Raw genomic sequence first — 19,887 nt, forward strand, 5'->3', positions numbered from 1 at the left:
AACATAGGAGGCTAAGGTATGGAAACCTTTTTTCGATACAACTGGATCGTCCGTGAACAGTGGTATGTGTGGTGTGCAGACCTGCCGCCAGAAGAATTGCTTCGACCGCGTACAGGTGGTGTGGGAAGTATCCTGAAGACTTTTTTTCATATCATTGATGTCGAGTGGAGCTGGCTTCAACTGCTACAAGGAAAACCGGATACTGCGGAGGATTTTGCAAACTACCAGACGCTCGAAGCTGTTCGTGAGCTGGACCGCAAGCTACATCAAGATGTAGAAGCATTTGTTTTATTGTGGGAGCCGAGCATGGAAAAGAGAACTTACATCGACCGCCGAACCGACGGACACGTGCATATCGATGCTTGGGGCGAAGTTATGCGTCATGTAATTGCACATGAAATTCATCATATAGGGCAGTTATCTGTATGGGCAAGAGAACTTGGCCGAGAGCCCGTATCTGCTAATGTTATAGGCAAAGGATTGATTGAACCTAACCATGGTAAAGGGCCGTGAGGTGAGTACAAGTGATACAACTTAGCAGTATTCGCTGGGTTCAACTGGATGAAGCGATTCGGCAGGAAATAGGTCAGGAGCATCGGATGATCCCGCTTAAGCCTGGATTGGAAGCGGATGTTATGCGTGTTGAACTTCATGATCAGCTGTATGTACTGAAAATCTGGAATAAGGACTCACGCCCGGATATTAGAAAACAATATCAGTTGTTGCATAGTCTCACACAAAGCGGGATTCAGGTTTCCAAACCATATGGCTGGGGAACAGATGAACATCAGAATCAAGTGCTGCTCACAAGTTACGATGGTGTGCCGGTTACCCGGCTAGATCAAGGGATATTAAGACGGCTTGCTCAGATTTTGAATGATATCCACCAGCATCCAGTCCGTGTTAAAGAGCCACAAAGGAAAGAAGCAAAACAAGATTACATTCCTCATTACAATTTCGTCGAATATTTTTTTCCTCAGCTGGCTAAGCACCGAGATATCCATCACATTGTTCATGACTTGATGAAACGTGTAAAGATCAGACAGGATCACTTCATTCATGGTGACTACAACCTAGGAAATATCGTAGAGATGGATGGAAAATACACCGTTATAGACTGGACCAACGGACAGTACGGAGACCCGAGATATGATGCGGCATGGTCTGTTTTTCTAATCACCATCTATAACGGAAGAGAGTTGGGAATGTTTTATCAGGCCGAATTACGAGCGGTTGCCGGCGATACGCTGGATGAGGAGGAGGGTTTTGAAGCATTGGCCTGGTTACGCTGGGTGTTACTCTCGCGCGAAGGCGATGTTCCGAGAAATGCAGAAGTCATGCGGCGAGTGTTTGATGTAGCTACTCATAACCCTTACCTCCAAGCAGACTTGTTGTAAATGAAATATCCTCTCTATAGAATTTTTTCTTAAAGTCCTAAAATTACGATTTGGTATTCGAAATATCTTTTTAAGGTGACCTACAAGCCTGTCCTAAACTCGCATTTTCTGCATACCTATGGTAGTAGAGGAGCGTGATGAGTAATGGAACAGAAGGTACAGACTTACTTTGAACTGAAACAGCAGCAGAAAGAGATCGAACAACAGTTATCTGTATTGAGAGATGAGATTGTGGCATACTGTGCTCAGCAAGGCGTATATGAGACCGAAGTAGGCGGATATAAGGTGAAAACGGTGCTCCAGCACCGCAAGGAATATGACGATCAGAAGCTATATGCATCCCTGCCCGACCCGGAGATTTGGAGGCTGCTGTCCAAGGTGGACAGCCATAAGCTGAAAAGCCTGATCAAGCTTAATGTACTCTCCGAAGAGCAAGTCAGCCCGGCATGTACAGTGAAGCAAGTGACTTTGCTACAGATAGACAAGTTATAACGTATATTGCCTGCATTTCTTCTTTTTGTGCTGAAATTGGTAGAATTTCAGGGGGGAGAAGGTTTATTTTGTTCAGGGAAAGCGCATTCATTATCCGTTATGATGAAGAAACAAATCTGCGAGGAGGAACCAGGATGTCTACCGAAATTCCGTCCCTACATACTGCTTATGCCGATGCGTTCAAAATAGGTGCAGCAGTACATACAAGAATGCTACAATCCGAAGGGGAATTTATTGCGAAGCACTACAATAGTGTTACTGCGGAGAATCAGATGAAGTTTGAAGAAGTTCATCCGCGAGAACATGAATATACGTTTGAGGCAGCAGATGAGATCGTTGATTTTGCAGTGGGCCGTGCGATAGGTGTACGTGGTCACACGTTGGTATGGCACAACCAGACGCCGGCATGGGTGTTTGAGGATGCTTCCGGCGGACCGGCTTCGAGGGAACTGATGTTGTCCCGCTTGAAGCAGCATATCGATACCGTTGTTGGCCGTTACAAAGGACAGATCTACGCATGGGATGTGGTAAACGAGGCGATCGAAGACAAGACTGACGTGATCATGCGAGATACAAAATGGTTGCGATTGCTGGGAGAAGATTACCTGGCACAGGCATTCCATATGGCTCATGAAGCTGATCCTGATGCATTGCTGTTTTACAACGATTACAACGAGACTAATCCGGTCAAACGGGAGAAAATATACAATCTAGTAAAATCACTGCTGGATCAAGGGGTTCCGGTTCATGGTATAGGAATGCAGGGTCACTGGAATATTCATGGACCGTCCATAGAAGAGATCCGTGAAGCCATTGAACGTTATGCTTCACTGGATGTGCAGCTTCACGTCACTGAATTGGATGTATCTGTGTTTCAACATGATGATACGCGAACTGATCTGACAGAGCCAACGTCTGAGATGATGGAGCTTCAGGAGAAACGGTATGAGGAGATTTTCAAGCTGTTCCGGGAGTATCAATCCAATATTACTTCTGTAACATTCTGGGGTGCGGCTGATCATTATACGTGGTTGGATAATTTCCCGGTACGTGGCCGCAAAAACTGGCCATTTGTGTTCGATACCAAGCAGCAACCGAAGGATTCATTTTGGCGCATTCTCGGGCAAAAGTAAGAAGAAAGCTAAGGCAAAATTTCAGGCTCAATTTAGATATACGTTTAAGCTAAGCATACAGCGCTCTGCTGAGTGTTTCGGAATTACAGCCTTACATGCGGACCCCATAAAAAGGGTTAAGCCTGTAAGGCTTTTTTGAAGTATCTTATATATAGAGCAGATATATTCGAATAATAGCATTGTCACATGGACGGTACGATGCCATACTGGAGAAAAAAAGGGGAAATGGCAGGTGAATCCAATGTACAAGGTCATTGTAGCAGATGATGAGCCGTTTATGCTGGAAGGCTGGAAAACGATGATCGATTGGCAAGGCTGCGGATATGAGTTGTGTGGAACTGCGACCGATGGAGAAGAAGCACTGGAACTGATCAATCATGTAAATCCGGATTTGGTGGTAACCGATATCCAGATGCCCGTGCTTGATGGACTGGGGCTGATCCGAACCATGCGTGAAGAGTTAAAATATGATTCCCAAATCGTGATCGTAACAGGGTATTCCGAGTTTGGTTATGCACAGCAGGCGATACGATATCGGGTGAATGAATATGTGCTCAAACCTTTGGTGCCAGAAGAAATTCACGAGTTATTACGGAACCTGATCGTACCGCTGGATACCCAGCGGCAGGAAATAGAGATCAAGCTTGCGGAAGAGCAATATCACGCCATGGAGATACTGGACTCAACTACGGATGAGGGCGGCATGCTGGATGAGGCGGATCTGGAGAAAATGGCATCGCGGGCGCGGCAGTTTATCGCTTTAATCGAGGCAGGAGATGTAACAGGCGTTGCTCGCTCTGTTGATGATATGCTACAGGAGATACAAGAATCTCGGGCCGCGATGATCTGGGCTCAAAGCGCAGTCAGATACATCCATGGAGAACTACTACGCAGATATAGCATGATCGGAGCAGATCAGACCCTTCTCCAAGTGCGAACCTGGCATCATACAGAGAGTTGGTTCATGGGGGACTTGAAGAAATTGTTTATTCGGATTACGGAAACGTTTGCTTCAATGGCTCAGGCTGATCCGGGTTCCAGTGGTCTGGTGGCAGAGGCTGTCCAGTATCTGAAGGAGCATTATCGTACCAAAATCAAACTGCAGCAGCTCGCTAATCACATTCATGTCAACTCGGCTTATCTAGGTCAGCAGTTCAAGCGTGAGATGGGAGTCAGCTTCAGTGAATATGTTCATCGTCTTCGTATTGAAGAGGCACGCAGGATGCTCCGCCGAACTAATATGAAAATCTCAGATATTGCATTTGAATTGGGCTATCATGATGCGGAGTATTTCACAGAAAAATTTAAAGCGCTTACAGGTGAGCTTCCATCTCTATATAAAAACAACAACCAAGGGTGATTATGTGCATAAGAAGAAGAGGACTTTTCATACGGTAAACGACATCCCCCTTCGATATAAATTTCTGCTGATCTATGTGGTCAGTATTCTGCTACCGATTATTGCGATTAATCTGTTTTTCTATCAACGAACATCTGCAGATATCAAAGTACGGGAACAGGAAAATCTGCGCAAATCGATTGATAGAGCCGCAGGAGAATTGGTTGGTATGATTGATGAGAGCGTGGCGCTAAGCCGTATGATTGCCGCCGATGATTCCTTATATGAAGCTCTGGATCGTACCTACGCGTCACCTGTGGATTATTACAACGAGTATCATGTTTTCCTGCGTGACAAATTGACACGGTATATGTCGGCCAACATTCTGCAAGTTCGAATTTATACGGATAACGATACCATTCAGACCGGGAGTCACTACATCGTCATGAAGGACGAGGAAACATCATTGCCAGGCATGGAACAGTTAAATCAAGCGAGCGGGGATATTTTAGTCATCGATCATGAGGAACAGACCGGCTTCAGCCGGGGGAAACGAATTAGTGTCATTGGGAAAATGAAGACCTTTACTTCATACGCTAACTATGCGAAATACTCCAAAATTGATCTGGAAGTGAATCGCATTTACAGCATCCTTAATCGTGAGACGAACAGTCTACAGCTCCGGCTTGTGGATGGCAATAGTCGTCCGGTCGTATCCAGTGCACGCTTCCCGACAGATGAACAATGGTCTTTAGATGTGAATTCCGAATATATCATGGAGAAGTCACTTGGCAATCTGGCTTATCTGGACGGCTGGAAGCTGATCGGAGTTGCCGATACGAGGCATGTGGATCAATTACTGGATGAAGCTCGTAATTCTATTTTGTGGCTCGCGGTCATCAGTGTCATCGTACCCTCGGTACTCATTTACTTTATTCTGCGTTCGTACCACTACCGTGTCCGTAAATTGTCACGGCATATGGAGAAAGTGCGGAATGAACGTTTTGATCTGATTGAGATCCAGGAAGGTCGGGACGAGATTGGCGGGTTAATTCGCACGTTTAATATGATGATTAGCAAAATCCATTCCCTGATTAACGACGTATACAAACTGGAGATCAGGCACAAGGATCTGGAACTGGATCAAGTCCGAACGGAGTTATCTATGCTCCAGAGCCAGATGAATCCACATTTTCTGTTTAATACACTGAACGCCCTGCTCGTCGTGAGCACTAAAAACGGCTATACCGAAGTATCTGAGATTATTAAAAGCTTATCTTTACTCATGAGACAGTTGCTCAGCAGATCAGACAACCTGATCCCACTCGAAGAGGAGTTACAATTCACAACACTTTATCTTCAAATTGAGAAGTTCAGATTCGGAGAGTTGTTTGATTATACTCTGGATATTGATCCAAAGGCTGCGGGCAAACGTATTCCGCGTATGAGTATTCAGCCGCTGGTGGAGAATGCGTGCAAACATGGATTGCAAGCACGCAAAAATGGGCGATTAATTCATATTACCGCAAAGCTAGGTGAATCCGGACTGGTTATTCGTGTTATCGATAACGGGATCGGCATGGAGCAGGATAAACTGCGGCAATTAATACAGGACGTACGCTCGGATCAGGCGAAGGACGGTTCACATGTGGGCATTCGTAATGTCTATCGCCGCCTGGAATTATTTTATGAAGGAGATGCAACGTTCACAATTCGCAGTGAGAAGGGCAGCGGTACAGAAGCCGGATTTCATATTCCGACAGATAGACTGTGACTGATGAACAAAGGGGGACAGCAAGATGTATAAAGTACTATTGGTGGATGATGAGCCTTTTGCGATTGAAGGCCTGCAGTTATTAATTGATTGGCGAAAATTCGGTTTTGAAATTAACGGTGTGTGCACCAATGGAGAAGAGGCAGTCGAAGCGATCCGTACGAGTAAACCTGATCTGGTTGTCACGGATATTCATATGCCAGCGATGAACGGACTGGAATTGATTGAAGAGGCACGCCGTCTGGGGCACGATTCCACAATGTTTGTCATTACAAGTGGCTACAGCGATTTTAATTACGCGAGGCAGGCTATTCGTCTTGGCGTCAGCAATTACTTAACCAAACCTGTGGATACGATGGAAGCGGACGATATGCTGGAGCGACTGGCGCAGGAGTTGAAGGAGAAGCAAGAGCGTGAAGTTGTTCGTGAACAGGCCAAAGTACAGGAAACACGGCATGTTTTGGCTACACTGGTTACCGGGCAGGAAGTTGAGGATGCAGAACAGATGGCTCACGATATCGCTCATTTGTATGAGCAAGCTCAGAAGTGGACGTATGTGAAAGTGAGATTTCAGCGTGCTGATTCTGGTCAGATTCGCTCGATGATTCATGAGACTGTAAGCCGTGAACCGTGCTGTTATGTGGTGGAAAATGAACAGGATGCCTGCGGTATTGTCTGGGGTGAAGTGTCTTCAGAGTTAGAAACATGGCAAGGAAAAGATCATCGGGATTTTGCGGAAAGGTTGTTGTCTGACTTAAATGAAGTTGTTCCAGACGGAGTTCAGTTTGCCGTAGGTTTGCCTGTGCAGCAACCGGAAGCCTTATCTCTTTCCAGAAGTATGGCTGTCGAGACGGAGCGTTTTTTGTTTCTGCACCAAGGGAATCTGCTATTCGCCGAAGATCTTCAGGAACAACGTCTAAGATTTAATCCCGAATCTCTCCGTGAAGTGGATCTCATTATGGAGCATCTGGAGAACGGTTCGCCAGAACAATTAAGTCTGTCGATTAGAGAAGCATTCCATCAATTTGTAATGAACAAGACTGCCCCTGAATTTGTGCACATATTCATGACCCAGATTTTATTCCGAGGTTTTTCTCTATGCAAGGAGCTTGGAGGAGAAACGAAGGATCTGTTGCTGGATACAGCCTTTCATTCCGATGACCGGTATCACTGGAACATCGGAAAATCAGCGAGTATGATGGAAAAGTTTTGCTTGAAGTGTCAAGCTGTGGCATCATCTCTACGTCAAAAGCAGCTTGGCGGAACACAGGCGATGGTAGCTGAATACTTGCAAGCGCATTTCAGAGAGACCTTTACCATTAAGGAGCTTGCCGAGCGATTCTTCATGCATCCTGTGCATCTGGGTCAATCTTTTATGCGCAAATATGGCAAGGGTGTTCTGGACATGGTACACGATCTTAGGATAGAGGAAGCGATGAGACTGCTCAGAGATTCAGACGATGCTTCATGTGCGATTGCAGAGCAGGTTGGTTATAAGAGTTACCAGCATTTCCTGAAACAGTTCGAGCGGAGAACAGGGCTGAAACCGGCTGAGTATCGCCTTAAGCATGCTAAGTAGAGCAAATATAAGGAGGTATGATCCGGTTCAAGACCTCCTGCAATTAAGGGGGGGAGATGCTTAAATCTGTTTATTTTGAAACCGCATACATTTCCTCATAATGAAATCAGTAAGGCAAACCACTTCCAAGGAGGCGCAATACATGGGGGGATTGAAGAAAAAGAAACTTTGGGGTTCCGTTTCTCTTGTTCTGGCACTAACTCTGGCACTGGCAGGATGCAGTGGAGAAGAGGCCAAAACGACGACACCCGATGGTAAGGAAGTATTAAACATCTCGGCATTTATTGGTACACCAAATCAGGCACCGGCAGCGGATAACCGCATCTACAAAAAGATTGAAGATGAGCTGGGTGTCAAACTAAACATGGAGTTTCTGGTCGGTGACTTGCAACAGAAGCTAGGTGTTATGGTTGCGGGTGGAGAATACCCGGATCTGATTACAGCAGATACCAAACTGGTTGCGGCCGGCGCGGTTATTCCACTGGAGGATCTGATCGAGCAACATGCTCCAAATCTCAAAAAGCATTACGCAAAAGACTGGGAACGGATGAAAGATTCCAGTGATGGACATATCTACTGGTTGCCAAACTATGGCGTATATACAGGTGAGTTCATCAGTAACTACTATTCCGGTCCTGCGTTCTGGATTCAAAAGCAGGTACTGAAAGAAGCTGGATATCCAACACCGAAAACGCTTGATGAGTATATGAAACTGATTCGTGATTACACTGCAAAACATCCAACAACAGCGGATGGACAGCCAACGATTGGTTTCACAACTTTGGCTTCCGACTGGAGAACCTTCCCACTGCTCAATCCGCCAGAGCACTTGACAGGTCATCCGAATGATGGCGGGGTTGTGGTTGATGATAAAGGTGTTGCAAGCGTATTCGCGGATAAAGATATTTCGAAAAGATATTATAAAGAGCTGAACAGTCTCTATAATGAAGGACTGCTTGATAAAGAAGCTTTCGTTCAGAACTATGACCAGTATCTGGCTAAAATCTCATCTGGACGCGTTGTCGGTATGTTTGACCAGCACTGGAACTTCCAGCAAGGTGAAGATCCGCTCGTAGCTCAGAACAAAATTGGTGAAACGTATGTTGGCTTCCCACTTGTATATGACACAAGCATTAAGGATCACTACCTGGATCGTCCGGTTATCAACTTGAACAACGGTTTTGGTATCAGTAAAGATGCTAAAGATCCTGTTGCAATCCTGAAATTCCTGGATAAGTTGATGGATGAAAAGTACCAAAAGTTGCTGTCTTGGGGTGAAGAGGGCGTAGACTACATGGTTAACGATAAAGGCAGATTCTATCGTACACCTGAACAACGTCTTCAGCAGGAAGACCCGGCATGGAAACTGGCTAACAAAGCAGAAGGTTTCTACGGTGCAGCACCGAAAATGGAAGGTACTTTCTCGGATGGCAACGCGATTGGTGCAACCAATCAGCCTGAAGAATTCTATGATGGCTTGAAGAAAGAGGATAAAGAATTGCTGGATGCATACGGTTTCAAAACATGGAGTGATTTCTTCTCTCCTGCACCTGAAAACCCAGTGTATTATCCAGCGTGGCAAGTGGACTTGAAAGAAGGTTCAGATGCTTCGGTAGCCAACAAACAAATGACCGATACATCGCTGAAGTACTTGCCTAGAGCGATCATGTCTAATTCAGATCAATTTGATTCGATCTGGAGCGAGTATGTGGACGCTTACAAGAAAATCAACGTGAAAGCGTATGAAGACCGAATCAATGAGCAATTACAATGGCGGATTCAGAACTGGACCGTGAAATAAATAAAAGCGGTTGTTGGATTAGCTCGGAAGGTGTCAGGTGCATGGATGTAAATCATGCCTTGTGCCTTCTGAGCAATTCATCCCCAAATCCGCTGTACGTTGATAGGAGGAGTGAAAGATGGCGAATACGCCGGGAGCCATACAGGAAAAATCTGCTCCAACCGTTGTGACCAAGACGCCTCTGATGAAGCGCCTGCGCAGTCAAAAACAACTGATGTTTATGTCTCTGCCCATCGTCGCTTATATTTTGGTTTTCTCGTATTATCCGATCTGGGGCTGGGTTATGGCGTTCCAGAATTACAGTCCAGCGAAGAAATTCTCGCAACAGGAGTGGGTCGGACTTAAGCACTTCAAGTTTCTGCTTACGGACGACGCGTTTCTGAACGTGCTTCGCAATACGATCGCGATGAGTTTAATTAACATGATTCTTGGCTTTGTAACAGCCATTGTTTTTGCGATTTTGCTGAATGAAATCAAACACAAGCTGTACAAGCGCACGATTCAAACGATCTCGTATCTGCCTCACTTCCTGTCATGGATCATCGTTACGGGCATTGTAGCCAGCTCGTTATCGGTTGATGGCGGGATTGTGAACGTGGTGCTGATGAAGCTCGGTTTCATTAAAGAACCGATTATGTGGCTCAGCGTTCCAGAGTATTTCTGGGGTATTGTCGGTGCATCACACGTGTGGAAAGAAGTCGGCTGGAATGCAATCATCTATCTGGCTGCGATCACTTCCATTGACCCTTCACTCTATGAAGCAGCTGAGATTGATGGAGCTAACCGGTATAAAAAAATGTTGTATGTTACGTTGCCTGGCATCAAGTCCATCGTCATTATCTTGTTGATTATGAACATGGGATGGATTCTGGAAGCCGGATTCGAAGTCCAGTACTTGCTTGGAAATGGTGTAGTTGTTGACTGGTCTCAGACCATTGATATCTTTGTCTTGAAATACGGGCTACAGATCGGTAACTATTCACTTGCTACCGCAGCTGGTATATTCAAAACGGTCGTCAGTATCACCCTGATATTTGCGGCCAACTCAATATCCAAACGATTCGGCGAAGACCGATTAATATGAGGAGGACACATCGATGGGAATAAACAAATCTCGAGTTGAGCCGATTGTCTTCCACACATTTAACGGCTTGCTGATGATTTTTATTGCAGTAGTAACCTTATATCCATTTTTGAACACACTGGCTATTTCTTTTAATGCGGGTAACGATACGATTCGGGGCGGAATCTATCTGTTGCCGAGGGAGTGGACTACCCAAAACTACAAAGCTGTATTTGCGGGTGGAACCATATTCGCGGCTTTTGGGGTCTCGGTTGCCAGAACTGTACTAGGTACTGTTCTCAGCTTGTTCCTCACTTCCATGCTGGCATATACGCTGAGCCGCAAAGACTATATTCTGCGCAAACCGATCACGATTATCGTTGTATTGACCATGTATTTCAGTGCAGGTCTCATTCCAACATACTTCCTGATCAAAGATTTGCACTTGCTTAACAACTTCCTGGTATACATCATTCCGGGTCTGATCAGTGCGTTTAATATGATCGTTATTCGGACGTATATCCAGACGTTGCCTGAAGGATTGATTGAGTCAGCCAAGATTGATGGTGCCGGCGATTTCAGAACATTTATGTCGATCATTTTACCGCTGTGTCAGCCAGTACTTGCAACGGTCGCGTTGTTCATTGCGGTAGGGCAATGGAACTCTTGGTTTGATACGTTCCTGTACGCTTCATCCAAGCAAAACCTGAGCACGTTGCAGTACGAGTTGATGAAACTGCTGTCCTCTTCTATGAACACCAACAGCAGTGCTGCGGTATCCAGCGGGGCAGATATGGGGCAAGCGCGTAACATGGTTACGCCGATATCAATCCGGGCAGCGATCACTATTGTTGCAGCATTGCCAATCCTGGTCGTGTATCCGTTCTTGCAAAAGTACTTTGTACACGGATTGCAACTGGGTAGTGTGAAGGAATAGTAAGAAGCAGCAATGATGAGTTATCATCGTTAGGAAGCGAATTATAGTAGGATCTAAAGAAGTCGGCCGAGTGAGGCCGGCTTTTTTTGGTATACGCATGTATAAGCAAAATGAAAAGAAAATGACATCTAATCATTTGCTGTATATGTTATAATTTTCAATAATATAGAGTAGTCTTGTGAGTCAGCGGTACAATGGAATGAAGATCGAGCCGAAACGATATATCTTGAAGAGTTATAAATCGAATTCAAGATGGAGTTGAATAAGATGGAAAGTATCCCTAATAATGCGTTAACGTTTATCGGAAATTTCGCGATGGCCTATTTTATTTTCGGAGAGGGAAGGGTCGTTAAACCGCTGATATTTGCGTTCTGGATGTTTATCTTAATGATGTGGATAGACTGGTATAAACGTAGAGGGAGTCATACGCTGAATTAGCATATGGTACCATGGAGCCGGTCCCGGCAGAGGATTGGCTATTTGGTGTACAATTTTGGAGAGGAGGTGCTGGATTGCTGTCACGACCGTTTTCGCTGGATTCATTCCGATGCTGGATGCAACGTAAACAGGAACAACTGCAGGTGCTCCAGATCTCTACGGAAGAGAGAAAAGGAAATCCTGAAAATGAGAAGGAGTGTACTCCCGATCCTTTCATTGGATATGTTCATGAATCGGAGAGAGCTATGGGGCAGGTCACGATATGGGCCTCTCGGCAGATGGAGTTTGAGGTAATAAACATCGACACAGAAGAACGTTTATTGTGGACGTATGTTGAGCAGATTGAAGAACAAGACGCAAATTTCGAAACGATGTTGGAGCCTTACTTCGGCGCGTTGCAGTCTGGAGTTAAAGCCTAACAAAGCTTGTCGGAATTGTGTATTGAGGACAGAATGAGGACACCCATTTACATCCGAGCCGTTGTTCATTACACTTGATAAGTAACGCTTATAAATAGGGTATATGTAATATCAATTCAGATTATCAGGAGGACGTTATTATGCATCAATCAGCACACATTCAGGAAGCACGCGATTACATATTAAACCGGATCAACTCCAAGCCAGTTGTAGGTATGATTCTGGGTTCAGGACTGGGAGCACTTGCGGACGAGATTGAGAATGCAACAGTGATTCCTTATACAGAGATTCCATATTTTGCTCAATCCGAAGCCATTGGACACGCTAATGAATTGGTGATTGGAGAATTAATGGGGAAGACCGTTGTAGCCATGAAAGGCCGCCTTCACTACTATGAAGGTTTTACCTTAGATGAAGTAACATTCCCGGTTCGCATTATGAAGGCACTGGGCGTTGAACAACTGATCGTCACCAACGCTTGTGGTGCGGTCAACACCGGTTTCGAACCAGGCCAGCTCATGCTGATTACGGATCATATTAATCTGGTTGGCAACAATCCCCTGATTGGACCAAACAATGCTGATCTGGGCGTGCGCTTCCCGGATGTGTCTCAAGTATACAACCGTGAATTGCGTAGTGTCGCTCTACAGATTGCTGAAGAGCAAAATGTAAGCCTGCAACAAGGGGTATATGCGTGGTGGAGTGGTCCAGCTTATGAAACACCTGCTGAGATTCGCATGATTCGCACGATGGGTGCGGACGCTGTAGGAATGTCTACTGTACCAGAAGCAATTGTTGCCATTCATGGCGGCATGAAGGTATTAGGAATCTCCTGTCTGACAAACATGGCATGTGGTATTCTGGATCAACCTCTCAGCCATGATGAAGTGATTGAGGTCGCAGCCAAAGTGAAAACAACGTTCATTGGCTTGGTTAAAGGTATTTTGCAAAAAATGTAATACAGCATCGCGCTATACTAGTAGAATCCATTCGCAGGCATTGTCTCATCAGAAACTTCTGATGGGGCAATGTTTTTTTGCAGAGAGGAGGCTGATGCAAGAATATATTCCTGCATCAGCTTGTGTGACTTATAACTTATAAGTTTTTAAAATGCCTGAAATGCGGTCCAGATGGCAAGGAGCATGCACAGGACGCCTCCTATTTTGCACATAACATAATAAAAATCACTTGGCTCGGGATTATTCACCCATACCCATTGGAAGGAAATCCAGAAGAGAGCCCGCTGAAATGATTCGTAATAAAACGTGCACCATCCGTAAATGAATACGGCAATGGCGAGGAATAGAAAAGCAGGCATACCTGGTTTCTTGTGGTACTCTGGGAAGGCGGCCGTTACGAGCATAACCGGTGTATATTGTTCCTCGCCCTCTGCAATTATGCGTTCCCCGTTTAGAACGTCACTTTGCGGAGGAGCCATATGACCTTTTTCATCATAACTCAATAAAGTGCCGTGTTGTTGCTCGACTTCATATTTGTTCCCTTGAGGGTAAAATACATTATACGTTGCAATAGGCTTGGAAGCGGTTTGAGTTACAGTGAAATTCTGCTCGCCAATCGTTACGATACGTTTGTGCTGTTCGACTTGTACCTGAATGGGGACTGCATCTTGGCTTCGATAGGTGATTGTTGTGCCGTCCTCATGGTCTGAACCATATTTATGTTGATCGATATAGAATACAGGCTGTGTAAAATAAGATTTCGAACTGATCCCGACAATGATGGATAAAACAGCAAGACAAGCTAGCATAATGAGGGTAGGCCCATGTTTTTTTAATAGAGAATTCACAGATGAATATCCAATCCTTTCCTGTAAACGAATGTTCTTTTTAATACGCAATGTGTGGTGAAGGGTTGCGTTTGTTCTGTTGGCGAGTAGGCATTTCGTATACAATGGAATAAGCATCTGAAAGGACAGACAGGAGGCAAAATTATGATTAAGGGATTGACCAAGGCAGGACTTGGCAAGCTGGAATCCGATGAACAATATATCACGTATGCTGCCAGGTATGGTTTTGGGGCAGTTGATTTGAATCCGCTCTCATTCTTACAGACGTATGGCATAGGACAAGCCCAGCATCTGCTGGAAAGCAATCAGGTTATCATTGGCTCAGCGGATTTTCCAGTAGAATGGCGCTCAGACGATGAACAATTCCGAGAGGGGCTGCCGAATCTCGTCGCGATGGCCGAAGCATCTGCCGCACTGAACGTAGACAAATGCTGTACCTACATTCTCCCCTCTACCGATCAGCCTGCAGCGACATTTATGGCTGCAGCGACCAAACGACTAAGACTTTGTGCTGATATTCTGGATGCTTATGGTATCCGGCTCGGACTGGAGTTTGTAGGATGTCATCACTTGCGTACGCAATGGAAGAATCCGTTTCTTTGGCGTGTAGGGGATACGTTGGACTGGATCGATACGATACATGCACCTAATGTGGGTCTGCTCGTCGATTCGTATCACTGGCACACGAATGGGATGGAGATGAATGAGCTACTGAAGCTAAAGCAGGAGCAGGTGGTTCACGTACACATCAATGATGCTTATGACCTGCCTATTGAGGAATTGAAGGACGGAGAACGGCTTTATCCGGGAGAAGGTACCATTAATCTAACAGGTTTTCTGAAAAATCTGCAGGCCATCGGTTATAACGATGTTGTGGCTCAGGAAGTGCTGGCACCTGCATCTGAACTGGATGTGGAGACACGGTTTGCCAAGTCAAAGGCAGGCTTTGATCGGGCGTTTGCTTCCCTTTAAAAAATGCGATAACCTTTGACCCATGCAATTCGTATGGGTTATTTGTTGTTGCAATCACGGGGCGAGCCGAATTGTAATGAAAATTTTACAATATGAATGTGTTTATATGAAAACATTGACAATGCGTTAACGATTCCAAGATTTCCTGTTTACAAATCCCTCCTATAATTACAAACGTGATAGGTCATTTTTACTATGAACGTGGATAGTTTGGGGGGATGAGGCGAACTAGCTCTCATATAGACGATACATGCAAACACACCAAGCAGGGCACAGCAATATCAGGCAAGATTATATGGAGAAAAGAAGGGTGACAAAAGCCAATGTCAATGAAGAAGACGTTAGTAGTGTCCATGGTAGCCACAGTATTAACAACCTCTGTGGCTCACGCAGTATCGGCTGCTCCTGCAACAAAATCTGTAGCTAGTACGAGTGCAGCTCAGGTGAAAAACTCCACGTTTACCATAAACGGTAACAGTGTCATTGTACGTTCCATTGTGAAAAATGGAGAAACACTTGTAGCCGTTCGTGATGTAATCCAAGCGATCGGTGCACAAGCTGAAATTGCAAACGGAGCGACGGTGATTCAATTGAATGGTCACACAGTCAGCTTGCAGAACAAGTCCAAGCAGCTTGTCGTGGACGGAGCTAAGGTGAATCTGAACCAGCCGGTTACGATCATTGGAGGAGTGAGTTACGTTGCTCTTCGTCCGTTGGTATCTGGCGTAGGTGGAACCGTTGGATTGAAGAACGGTCAGCTTGAAGTCAGTACGATTGCTCTGATTGAAGGTACAGAGAACCCACGTTTTGCAGGAGCAAATGAGCTAATTGTCTCCAAGAACGAGGATCAGGGCAGAAGTGACTACCTCGTGAATACAGCCACTGGAAAATATGAGCTGTTATTAACGACTGAAGGTGGTTCTGATCTCGTTGTATCCCCAAGCGGTAATCAAGCTGCCTATACGAATGCAGAAGGAGCCGTATACGTTATCGATCTGAAAACGAAGGCTTCCAAGCTCATTACGAATGATACAAGCATCAAGCCGGAACTGGTCTGGGCTGCGGACGAGAGTTCGATCTATTTCCTGCAAGGAGATAAAGGATCGGTGATCGCGAACTTGAATCTGGCGGACGGTACCATCAAGAAACTGGTGGAAGATAAAGTCGATTACAAAGAAAACCTGAATGTGTCACTGAGCGGCAAACGATTCGTCTATACCGTAACTACTCTGGGCAAAGTAACCGCAGATTCGACGAATGTAGATGCAGACAATGTGGATATTGATTTCTCGGCGAATCAACAGCAATTATTTTCGTATAACAACGCTTCTGAAAAACCAGCTGCGGTGAAGTTAACCACTTCAACGGATGATAAAGTATTTATCTATTCCGCAGATGGTCAGAAAGCCTACTACGTGAGTGTACCGTCTGAGGATGGTAATGCCTCCCTCATGTCCGTAGATGCATCCCAGAAACCAGTTACGGTGTATAGCGAACATGATGTAGAACAAGCAGTTTTGTCAGGCGGTACCTTATACGTACTTGCTGCGCAGGATGAAAAGAACAGCGTGATTCTGTCGATCGATACGGTGACCGGTCAACAATCCAAGCTCTACACGGTATCCTCTGACGTATCATCCATCGTTGTGAAGGGTTCGCAGCTCGCAGTTGTTGAGAACGGACGAGTACTGGTGCAAACGGACGGCAGCTGGAAAGCTGTAACGAAGTAAGAAACTGTAGTAAAAACAGACACTCCTAAATGAATGAAGTTGAACGAAAAAAATGATATCCCAATATGAAATGCACTGAAAATTAAAATTTAACGCAAAATTCGAGAGGAGCTTTTTACAATGAAAAAATGGATCAAACCTTTCACGGCCATGCTGATGGCTGTATCCCTGGTTGGTGGACTTGGTGGTGCAATGACAGCATCGGCTGCCAAAAGCACGGAGAAAGGCAAAATTGTCATCAATGGATCTTCTGCACTCCTTCCATTGACGCTTCAAGCTGCAAGTGAATTCAAGAAAGACAATCCAAAAGTTAAAATCTCCGCATCCGCTGCGGGTTCCGTAACTGGCCCACAATCTGTTCGCAAAGGCATTGCAGATATCGGTGCGGTAGACTGGGATGCATCCAAGGATGTTCCTGGCTTCAAAAAATTCGACGGACAGGTCGCTCATCCGGTAGCTGTAACTGTGTTTACTGCGGTAGTAAATACAAACGTGGGTGTAACGAATCTGACTACAAAACAATTGCAAGACATCTTCTCCGGCAAAGTAACCAACTGGAAAGAAGTTGGCGGTTCAGACGGTAAAATCGTTGTGGTTAACCGTAAGTTCGGATCAGGTACACGTGTTAACTTCCAACAAAAAGCACTCGATGGTAAAGACTTCATGAGCAAAGGGGACAACTACAAAGAAGTAGGTTCGAGCGGTGACATGAAAACGACGATCGAAACGACACCTAACGCAATTGGTTATATCGACCTGCCGTACGTAACAAGCAAAATGAAAGCTGTATCCATCAATGGCGTAGCACCAACAGAGAAAAACGTGCTGAACAAAACATACAAAGTATGGGGTATCGGATACTACATGACGAAAGGTCAACCAACGGGTGCAACGAAGGCATTCATCGAGTACATCCAAAGCAACAAATTCCAAAACGGTTCCCTGAAAAAGCTGAAATTCATTCCGCTCGCAGCCGTTAAGTAAAACGTTCAGTCTGATCTGAATCAGACTTCAACATCCTGCACCTGCATTTCATAAGAAAGGGATAGCCAGCTTCCGCGCGTGGTCGCCAAGCTGGCTTCTCTATGTGAAAGGAAGAGTCCTCTATGATGGAAATGAATCCACCGGCGAACAGCCCGGCTCCGAATGAGCTGGGTTCAAGCCTTGGCAAAGCGCCCGAGAAGAGACGACGTTTTGACCGTAAAGCCCGGCTCCGGTGGTCTAACCGCATGTTTCGCATCCTCTGCATTAGCAGTGCAGCCTTTGTCTGCCTCGTTCTGTTCTGTATTCTGGTGCTTATGCTTCGCACAGGTGTCCTTACTTTTGCAGACGTCTCGCTGAAAGAATTCTTTTTCTCCACGAACTGGGACCCGGAAAATGAGCACTACGGTGCACTGACATTTATTCTGGGCACGTTTGCTCTCACTGGGCTGACGATGCTGATGGCGATTCCTCTCTCCGTCATCATTGCTGTATTTCTGGCGGAAATGACACCAAAATGGCTTCGTCGCCTGCTGCGTCCGGTGCTGGATCTGCTGGTGGGTATCCCGTCCGTCGTGTACGGTTATCTTGGTTTGACGGTTCTAATTCCATGGCTTCGGGACTTGAGCGGACGTGATCTGGCAGATGGTCTGCTAGCAGCATCTATTGTACTGACCATCATGGTACTGCCGACGATTAGCCGGATTAGTGATGATGCGATCTCCGCCGTGCCGAACAAATACCGGGATGCGGCGTATGCACTCGGTACGAATCGGTTTCAAACGATTACCCGGGTCGTGCTTCCGGCGGCAAGAGGCGGTATTATGTATGCGGTCATTCTGGGTATGACACGTGCCATTGGTGAGACGATGGCAGTGGTTATGGTTATTGGTAACACGGCGCAGCTGCCGACCAGTCTGTTTACGCCAACTGCCGTGCTGACCAGTAACATTGTGATGCAAATCTCCAGTGTAGAATTCGATTCGATCTGGAATCATGGCTTGTATATGATGGGCTTTATTTTGCTGGCGATTTCCATCCTGATGATCGTTGCCGTGAGAATGCTGCAGAAGAGAGGGGGACGCCACCTGTGAGTGTGAAAAGAGAGGTTAATCCGGCTACTGCGTATTCCTTCGGCAAACGGCGATCGTCCTCGGCATGGATGGATCGGCTGTTTACGGGGACAGTGTGGGGCGTAGGTATCATCGTTATTTTATTTATTGTGGGATTGTTGTTTCTGTTGTTGCAAAAAGGGTTGCCGATGCTCAGCTGGGATTTCCTGTACGGTGTACCGAGTGAGATTGAAGAAGGCGGAGGCATTGGCCCTGCGCTGTTCAACTCTTTCTATGTGCTGATTCTGTCTCTTCTCATCTCGATTCCGATCGGGCTTGCAGCAGGTATTTATCTTGCTGAATTTGCACCAAACAACAAACTGATCGAGGTTGTGCGTATATGCGTGGAAGGGCTGTCGTCCGTGCCATCGATTATATTTGGTTTGTTTGGGATTGCACTATTTGTCGAGTATTTCGAGATCGGTCTGACAATTCTTGGAGCTGCGGTCAGCCTTGCCTTCCTGAACTTGCCTGTGTTGACCCGGGTGACAGAGGAAGCGGTTCGTGCTGTCCCGACCGAACTTCGTAACGGTTCGTTTGCACTGGGTGCAACGCATCTGCAGACGATTCGGCAAGTGGTTCTTCCTGTTGCGCTGAACGGAATCATGACAGGTATCTGTCTGACCGCAGGCCGTGCTTTTGGCGAAAGTGCCGTTATTATTCTGACCGCGGGTGTATCCACGTCCGGCGAGATATGGGATTTCAATCTGTTATCACCAGGCGGAACGCTGGCGGTGCATCTGTGGTATATCCAGTCCGAAGCCATTGTGCCGGATGCGGAGCAGATTGCCCAGAAATCCACAGCCGTACTGATTTTTGTCGTGCTGCTTATCAATATTTTATTCCGTGTGCCGCTGTGGTTTAATTCTCGTAAAAATCAAATGTAACGTAGTGCCCAAGTCTACGCGGGCAA

18 protein-coding genes are annotated in these 19,887 nt (G+C 45.8%); 17 read left to right on the top strand and 1 reads right to left on the bottom strand.

Annotated elements, in window-relative coordinates:
- Positions 1-18 precede the first annotated feature (18 nt).
- The 12 genes from J2T16_RS09815 to J2T16_RS09870 all read left to right on the top strand — a co-directional run bounded on the left by J2T16_RS09815 (position 19) and on the right by J2T16_RS09870 (position 13,331).
- Positions 19-513, top strand: a complete 495-nt coding sequence (locus J2T16_RS09815) for a DinB family protein (protein ID WP_499018251.1) — start codon at positions 19-21, stop codon at positions 511-513.
- Between the two features lie 11 nt (positions 514-524).
- Positions 525-1,397, top strand: a complete 873-nt coding sequence (locus J2T16_RS09820) for an aminoglycoside phosphotransferase family protein (protein WP_499018253.1) — start codon at positions 525-527, stop codon at positions 1,395-1,397.
- A gap of 144 nt (positions 1,398-1,541) precedes the next feature.
- Positions 1,542-1,889, top strand: coding sequence for a hypothetical protein (locus J2T16_RS09825; protein WP_090915355.1), 348 nt, complete (start codon positions 1,542-1,544; stop codon positions 1,887-1,889).
- A gap of 134 nt (positions 1,890-2,023) precedes the next feature.
- A complete protein-coding gene (locus tag J2T16_RS09830; RefSeq protein WP_499018254.1) occupies positions 2,024-3,022 on the top strand; it encodes an endo-1,4-beta-xylanase in 999 nt (332 codons plus the stop codon).
- A gap of 241 nt (positions 3,023-3,263) precedes the next feature.
- Positions 3,264-4,382, top strand: coding sequence for a response regulator transcription factor (locus tag J2T16_RS09835; protein ID WP_499018465.1), 1,119 nt, complete (start codon positions 3,264-3,266; stop codon positions 4,380-4,382).
- Between the two features lie 4 nt (positions 4,383-4,386).
- Positions 4,387-6,135: a sensor histidine kinase gene (locus J2T16_RS09840; protein WP_336120781.1), complete on the top strand. Its 1,749-nt coding sequence runs from the start codon at positions 4,387-4,389 to the stop codon at positions 6,133-6,135.
- A gap of 25 nt (positions 6,136-6,160) precedes the next feature.
- A complete protein-coding gene (locus J2T16_RS09845; protein ID WP_336120780.1) occupies positions 6,161-7,714 on the top strand; it encodes a response regulator transcription factor in 1,554 nt (517 codons plus the stop codon).
- A gap of 142 nt (positions 7,715-7,856) precedes the next feature.
- Positions 7,857-9,515 carry an ABC transporter substrate-binding protein gene (locus J2T16_RS09850; RefSeq protein WP_154887671.1) on the top strand — a complete coding sequence of 553 codons (1,659 nt, stop codon included), beginning with the start codon at positions 7,857-7,859 and terminating at the stop codon, positions 9,513-9,515.
- Between the two features lie 184 nt (positions 9,516-9,699).
- Entirely contained in the window at positions 9,700-10,599 is a 900-nt protein-coding gene (locus J2T16_RS09855) for an ABC transporter permease (RefSeq protein ID WP_090915693.1), read from the top strand.
- A gap of 13 nt (positions 10,600-10,612) precedes the next feature.
- On the top strand, positions 10,613-11,515 hold the full coding sequence (locus J2T16_RS09860; protein WP_090915344.1) for a carbohydrate ABC transporter permease: 903 nt from the start codon (positions 10,613-10,615) through the stop codon (positions 11,513-11,515).
- A gap of 512 nt (positions 11,516-12,027) precedes the next feature.
- Entirely contained in the window at positions 12,028-12,372 is a 345-nt protein-coding gene (locus J2T16_RS09865) for an immunity protein TriTu family protein (protein WP_336120779.1), read from the top strand.
- 140 nt (positions 12,373-12,512) lie between these two features.
- The gene (locus J2T16_RS09870; RefSeq protein WP_336120778.1) at positions 12,513-13,331 is read left to right on the top strand and encodes a purine-nucleoside phosphorylase; all 819 of its coding nucleotides are present in this window, start codon (positions 12,513-12,515) and stop codon (positions 13,329-13,331) included.
- 146 nt (positions 13,332-13,477) lie between these two features.
- Here the strand turns inward: J2T16_RS09870 and J2T16_RS09875 are convergent, their stop codons facing one another.
- Positions 13,478-14,179 carry a DUF6199 family natural product biosynthesis protein gene (locus J2T16_RS09875; RefSeq protein ID WP_499018255.1) on the bottom strand — a complete coding sequence of 234 codons (702 nt, stop codon included), beginning with the start codon at positions 14,177-14,179 and terminating at the stop codon, positions 13,478-13,480.
- 144 nt (positions 14,180-14,323) lie between these two features.
- Between J2T16_RS09875 and J2T16_RS09880 the strand changes: the two genes are divergently transcribed.
- From J2T16_RS09880 to pstA, 5 genes are all read left to right on the top strand, one after another.
- Positions 14,324-15,151 carry a sugar phosphate isomerase/epimerase family protein gene (locus tag J2T16_RS09880; RefSeq protein WP_336120776.1) on the top strand — a complete coding sequence of 276 codons (828 nt, stop codon included), beginning with the start codon at positions 14,324-14,326 and terminating at the stop codon, positions 15,149-15,151.
- A gap of 329 nt (positions 15,152-15,480) precedes the next feature.
- Positions 15,481-16,881, top strand: a complete 1,401-nt coding sequence (locus J2T16_RS09885) for a stalk domain-containing protein (RefSeq protein WP_499018256.1) — start codon at positions 15,481-15,483, stop codon at positions 16,879-16,881.
- Between the two features lie 120 nt (positions 16,882-17,001).
- Complete coding sequence (locus J2T16_RS09890) at positions 17,002-17,865, top strand: phosphate ABC transporter substrate-binding protein (protein WP_123062783.1); 864 nt, start codon at positions 17,002-17,004, stop codon at positions 17,863-17,865.
- Positions 17,866-17,987: 122 nt separating this feature from the next.
- Positions 17,988-18,956, top strand: a complete 969-nt coding sequence (gene pstC / locus J2T16_RS09895; protein ID WP_154887679.1) for a phosphate ABC transporter permease subunit PstC — start codon at positions 17,988-17,990, stop codon at positions 18,954-18,956.
- Entirely contained in the window at positions 18,953-19,861 is a 909-nt protein-coding gene (gene pstA / locus J2T16_RS09900; protein WP_499018257.1) for a phosphate ABC transporter permease PstA, read from the top strand. Before pstC ends, pstA begins: the two co-directional genes overlap by 4 nt.
- Positions 19,862-19,887 lie beyond the last annotated feature (26 nt).

Source organism: Paenibacillus intestini (assembly GCF_030803945.1).
In the GTDB taxonomy this organism is placed as follows: Bacteria; Bacillota; Bacilli; order Paenibacillales; family Paenibacillaceae; genus Paenibacillus; species Paenibacillus polysaccharolyticus.

Bases quoted from the DNA above. Each gene is read 5' to 3' on its own strand.
- J2T16_RS09815 (WP_499018251.1), top strand. From the start codon at position 19: ATGGAAACCTTTTTTCGATACAACTGGATCGTCCGTGAACAGTGGTAT.
- J2T16_RS09825 (WP_090915355.1), top strand. From the start codon at position 1,542: ATGGAACAGAAGGTACAGACTTACTTTGAACTGAAACAGCAGCAGAAA.
- J2T16_RS09830 (WP_499018254.1), top strand. From the start codon at position 2,024: ATGTCTACCGAAATTCCGTCCCTACATACTGCTTATGCCGATGCGTTC.
- J2T16_RS09835 (WP_499018465.1), top strand. From the start codon at position 3,264: ATGTACAAGGTCATTGTAGCAGATGATGAGCCGTTTATGCTGGAAGGC.
- J2T16_RS09845 (WP_336120780.1), top strand. From the start codon at position 6,161: ATGTATAAAGTACTATTGGTGGATGATGAGCCTTTTGCGATTGAAGGC.
- J2T16_RS09850 (WP_154887671.1), top strand. From the start codon at position 7,857: ATGGGGGGATTGAAGAAAAAGAAACTTTGGGGTTCCGTTTCTCTTGTT.
- J2T16_RS09855 (WP_090915693.1), top strand. From the start codon at position 9,700: ATGAAGCGCCTGCGCAGTCAAAAACAACTGATGTTTATGTCTCTGCCC.
- J2T16_RS09860 (WP_090915344.1), top strand. From the start codon at position 10,613: ATGGGAATAAACAAATCTCGAGTTGAGCCGATTGTCTTCCACACATTT.
- J2T16_RS09870 (WP_336120778.1), top strand. From the start codon at position 12,513: ATGCATCAATCAGCACACATTCAGGAAGCACGCGATTACATATTAAAC.
- J2T16_RS09880 (WP_336120776.1), top strand. From the start codon at position 14,324: ATGATTAAGGGATTGACCAAGGCAGGACTTGGCAAGCTGGAATCCGAT.
- J2T16_RS09885 (WP_499018256.1), top strand. From the start codon at position 15,481: ATGAAGAAGACGTTAGTAGTGTCCATGGTAGCCACAGTATTAACAACC.
- J2T16_RS09890 (WP_123062783.1), top strand. From the start codon at position 17,002: ATGAAAAAATGGATCAAACCTTTCACGGCCATGCTGATGGCTGTATCC.
- pstC (WP_154887679.1), top strand. From the start codon at position 17,988: ATGATGGAAATGAATCCACCGGCGAACAGCCCGGCTCCGAATGAGCTG.